At 71.3% G+C, this 1,025-nt stretch carries 1 pseudogene; it reads left to right on the top strand.

What is annotated here, in order from left to right:
- Nucleotides 1-673: 673 nt before the first annotated feature.
- A pseudogene (locus ABZ641_RS39355) lies at nucleotides 674-1,025 on the top strand (hypothetical protein); the annotation flags it as partial.

Below are 1,025 nucleotides of genomic sequence, written 5' to 3'. Positions count from 1 at the left end.
CGGCCGTGGTCACCCCGGTCTTCATGGTGCTGCAGTTCATCTCCGGCGTGTTCTTCCCGTTCGGCCAGCTGCCGCACTGGATGACCGGCTCTCCCTGCTCGTCCAGTTCAAGGACGTTGGCGAAGATGGCGAAGCAGATCTCCACTTGTGAAGGCGAGTCACGGAGCTCTTCCCAGTAGTCGACCCCTTCGAGTAGTGGGTGGCCCACCGAGCCACGGGCGAGCCATCCGGCAAAGCGCCGGAAGGCGCTCGAAGTACCGCGACTGAGGTGTGAAGGCATACCAGGAATCTAGCCACAGCGGGCAACGGTCACATCGCCGACCTCGCATCACTGGGGCCGCACGCCAGCGCCGCGGCTGGAGTCGGCCACGGAGCTCCGCTTGCCGTCGCACTGGCTCTGCGGTGCCGTCATGGTGTCGTTGCCGGCGCCCGCGCCGGGCACAAGGACGGGTGATTGCCGCCCGGAGGGAAGTCTCGTTCGGGAGTTCCGCCTCTGGGCGGCACGTTCGGGTTCGCCGGGAGCTCGGCCGGCAGGCAGCAGGACGGAGCGTCCCAGTACCGGCACCGCCGGGCGGCGTGTCACGCCGCCGTCCCGGCGTCGTCCTGCCCGGTGCCCGGGGGCGGCGCTCCTGTCCTGACCGACAGCACGGACCCCGGGTGGAGGTGGCAACGTATGGCGGAGGCTGGGATCGACTACGCAGCGGCGTTCCAGGCGCTTCCCGGCGCGATCACGCTCCTCACCCCGCAGCTCGTGTTCGCGGCCGCCAACGAGACGTTCCTGCGCCAGGCCGAGCGCAGCCGCGACGTGGGCGAGCCCGGGGTTGAACGTCTCGGAGCAGCCGTCACTCCGGACGGCTGGCCCACCTGGCCCGACGACCCGCCCAACCGATCTGACCGACCCCGTCCGGCGCCGCGGGCGCGGCTCGCGGCGGCGGGCCCAGTGGCGGCCAATTCCCGCCCCCCCAAGGGTGGACCGGGGATAACGGGGCGGGGCAGTTACACGGCCGAGGGGCGCCGCGCAACCC

This window comes from Kitasatospora sp. NPDC007106 (assembly GCF_040634455.1).
Taxonomy (GTDB): Bacteria; Actinomycetota; Actinomycetes; order Streptomycetales; family Streptomycetaceae; genus Kitasatospora; species Kitasatospora arboriphila.
The sequence above is the reverse complement of the archived record's forward strand: the minus strand, read 5'-3'. Positions and strand labels throughout refer to the sequence as shown.